This window comes from Nostoc sp. (genome assembly GCF_035638895.1).
Taxonomy (GTDB): Bacteria; Cyanobacteriota; Cyanobacteriia; order Cyanobacteriales; family Nostocaceae; genus Nostoc.
Genome location: NZ_DASQZC010000470.1, coordinates 1 through 3330, shown reverse-complemented (window position 1 = coordinate 3330; position 3330 = coordinate 1). Strand labels below are relative to the sequence as shown.

Annotated in this window: 5 protein-coding genes; 3 read left to right on the top strand and 2 right to left on the bottom strand. The window is 40.0% G+C overall.

Translation table 11 applies throughout. The annotated features are described in order from the left end of the window. The first annotated feature begins 182 nt into the window (after positions 1–182). Complete coding sequence (locus VE944_RS23625; protein WP_324982755.1) at positions 183–428, top strand: type II toxin-antitoxin system Phd/YefM family antitoxin; 246 nt, start codon at positions 183–185, stop codon at positions 426–428. Further along, positions 425–823, top strand: coding sequence for a type II toxin-antitoxin system VapC family toxin (locus tag VE944_RS23620; RefSeq protein ID WP_324982752.1), 399 nt, complete (start codon positions 425–427; stop codon positions 821–823). The genes VE944_RS23625 and VE944_RS23620 overlap by 4 nt, the downstream gene beginning before the upstream one ends. A 184-nt stretch (positions 824–1007) precedes the next feature. Here VE944_RS23620 and VE944_RS23615 read toward each other — a convergent pair whose 3' ends face one another. Together VE944_RS23615 and VE944_RS23610 are read right to left on the bottom strand one after the other, a co-directional pair. Further along, positions 1008–1514: a GNAT family N-acetyltransferase gene (locus VE944_RS23615; RefSeq protein ID WP_324982749.1), complete on the bottom strand. Its 507-nt coding sequence runs from the start codon at positions 1512–1514 to the stop codon at positions 1008–1010. Between the two features lie 257 nt (positions 1515–1771). Next, on the bottom strand, positions 1772–2728 hold the full coding sequence (locus VE944_RS23610) for a hypothetical protein (protein WP_324982746.1): 957 nt from the start codon (positions 2726–2728) through the stop codon (positions 1772–1774). Positions 2729–3045: 317 nt separating this feature from the next. On the opposite strand from VE944_RS23610, the gene VE944_RS23605 reads away from it, so the two are divergent. Next, positions 3046–3330, top strand: a 285-nt coding sequence (locus VE944_RS23605; RefSeq protein WP_324982743.1) for a hypothetical protein, incomplete at its 3' end; no start/stop codon positions are given.

Here is a 3330-nt window from a genome sequence, read left to right as displayed (position 1 = left end):
GCGTTTGCATTTGCTACTTTGGCGATCGCATTTGCTACTTCGCCGATTACATTGGACAACGCTTACTTACAGCTTACTGGATTGGTCATCTACCTGAGCGTAGGCGTAGACCGTTGTAGACATCGCTCTTGCACCACTATGACAATCAGACTAAACTTAGTTTACAGACTTAGTTTAATCTTATGGAAACCGTAAATATTCATCAAGCTAAAACGAATCTCTCAAAGCTGTTGTCACGCGTAGAACTTGGAGAAGAAATCATTATTTCCAACCGAGGTATTCCGATCGCCAAGTTGATTCCGTTTCGTTCCTCATCAAATCGACTCAATAGTTTAGGGCAAGATAAAGGGCGTTTTGTAGTGCCGGATGATTTCAATGCCCCTTTACCAGAAGAAATTTTGGCAGCATTTGAGGGCGGTGAGGAGTGAAACTCTTGCTAGATACACAGTGCTGGTTATGGTGGTTTACCCAACCAGAGCTTTTGAATGAAGCAGCAATCGCCCATATTGCCGATGAAACCAATGAATTGTGGCTCTCAGTTGCCAGTATTTGGGAAATGGGAATAAAAGTTGCGATTGGAAAGTTACCACTGGCAGATCCCCTAGACAGTTATATTTCTAGTCGGATGACAGTGTTGGCAATGCGATCGCTAGAAATTACAGCTTTTCATGCTTTACAAGCGGCTGCTTTACCTTTGCATCACCGAGATCCTTTTGACAGAATGTTGATTGCACAGGCTCAGATAGAAGAAATGACGCTTGTGAGTGCCGATTCGATGTTTAATAAGTACGATATTTCCATACTTTGGGCAGCCAAATCTTAATGCCTACGGCTGGCTACGCCTACGTATTCGCTATTTCGGCGATCGCATTTGCTATTTCAGCGATCACTGCTGCTTATTGCGTTCATCCCTAAACAACAGACTGACGTAGACAATTTAGATTGCAATCAGCTACAAGGCTGTGTTATGCGCTACGCACAAGTAACTTAACTTACAATATTTTTACCTAGTATTTCTCAATTCTGAGAAATACTAGGGGATTGCCATTCACGATTTTTTCGTCCACCTTCGTCATGCCTATTCTTTCTGTTACTTTTTGCGATTCAAGATTTGGGCGATCGCAGCTTGCTAAAAGATACTGATAGTTAAGTTTATTAAAACAATAGTCCAGTATCTTGGTTGCCGCTTCGGTAGCATAGCCCTTTTTGGTTGCTTCAGGCAGCAAAGCATAAACTAATTGGGGCTGTTCTTCATCAAAGAAATCCCACAAACCAACAAATCCAATAATTTCTTGTTCATTTTTAGTTTCAATAAACCATAAACCAAGTTTTTTTTCTTCAAAATTATTCTGGCTTTGTATCACCATTTCTTCAACCTGTTGCAATGGAAAAATTTTGTCATCGCACAGATACTTTCTAACGTATGAGTCAATGAGAATAGTGTGTAGTGTGTTCAATCCATTCTTTAAAATTGGTTTTAACAACAGCCTCTGAGTTTCAAGTATTAAAGTCATTGATTTAGACCTCACTCCAACTCCAGCATTTTTCAGAACAGAAATATTATACCAATTCACAATTCGCAATGGGTAACTCTTAGAGACGCTAAAAGCGTACAGCTTACTGGATCAGTGGGTTCTCTACTTTTTAGGGGCGCAAGAGATTGCGCCCCTACGATAGGATATTTTTTTAACTGGTAGTCCGAAAGATACCGAAAGCGCAGAGACAAAAAGGTAAAAAACGAAATATTGAGGTTGGTTAAAACACAATAATATTAAACCCTTAGAATATTTGTTGCTATTCGCTGTGCTACATCTTTATTTTGCCAATAACTTCCGTGAGCGCTGCCGCCATTTGCCAAAGCCAAAAATGTTTGTCGGATGGGGGGAGTTTGAGCAAATAAATTCAAGAAACCAGAGTCACTAGTGAGAACGTCTTCTACCTTAACGTAAGAACCAGAATTGGGAATTAACTTGATGATGACATTTTCTAGCGGCCAAGCAATTGGATCGCCAGGATGTATAAAATTGAGCCAAGACAACTCTCGATCTCCTTGGGTAAGGTTCTTCAACAAATTACTTAAACCAGGGCTGATGTCATGAGTACTTTCATCATTAGCATTTCTACCATTGATACTAATTAAGCTAAACAAGGCGATGGGAGAACCCATAGTCTGAATGCTAGCTAGTCGGATACCTTCTTTAGGCTTGTCCCCAACGCCATAAAGCTTATCTCGAATATCCTTTACACTCTGATAGCCAGGAATTTCCTGATTATCCCAACGGCTGGCAAACAGAATGTCAAACAGTACAATTGTCCCCCAACTATGAGTAACCAAATGTAGGCGATCGTCCTGTTTATACTTTTCTAAGCCTTTAAATGTTTGCTTTTTGAGTTGGTTAGCCGCCATTGATCCAATTAGGCGACTGATGTACAGTCCTCCATCCCCGACAAATTGCAATATTTGCTTCTGGCGAAAATCCTGAAACCAGAGTTGGTTCCACTTAGACGAGCCTTTCAGGTTTGTTAGTAGTTCATTCAAGGCGCTTTCGTTGACATCACCCCAGTAAAGAGGTACTTTGACGCATTCACGATTACGATCTTTCTGCCGGACTAGCTCAACAATCAAGTTAAATAACTTGTCGGCATAGGTGTAATTCTGGTTTCTTTCATTTTCTTTCGATTCCCGTACATTTACGCCATGCAGAAATAAAACATAATCTTTTCCCATAGCTAACTCTGCCTTCTTTAAACTAATTAATCAAAGTGGGTGATAACATTCTTAAGATTCCCATGATAGATACAACTTGAATACATCTGTAAATATTCTTTAAAATATATCCTCGTAATTGTGGTTTTCCGTTAATCGACAATTATTTCACTATGATGGGCATCATCACTCTACTTTAGGATGATTTTTGCTTGAGATATCTAATAATCTAACTATTTATTCAACAGTCGTAGCGTAACACACCAAAACTTCTAGAAACGATGCGTTAGGCTTGCCTTAATGCATTTGCATAAAACAGCAATTTACACGGTAAGCTTGTGTCTGATTTAGCGCTACATAATTATCTCCCTCGCGTTCCCGATGCAGCATTGCAAGAATACATAGAATGGTGTGTTTTAGAGCAGGCTCAAGCCGCAGAATTTAACTTTACTCCCGATAGAAGTAAGTTAGATAATTTGCCACCAGAAGACTATGTTCCTAAACTTGTCGAGCAGTTCATGAAAGTTAAACCAGACCCAATTAAAGCTGGTTTGGTAGCTGCGATCGCTGGCAAGGAAGCTGATAAACACGCTTTATCCGGTTTAGCGATCGCTGCTGATTTT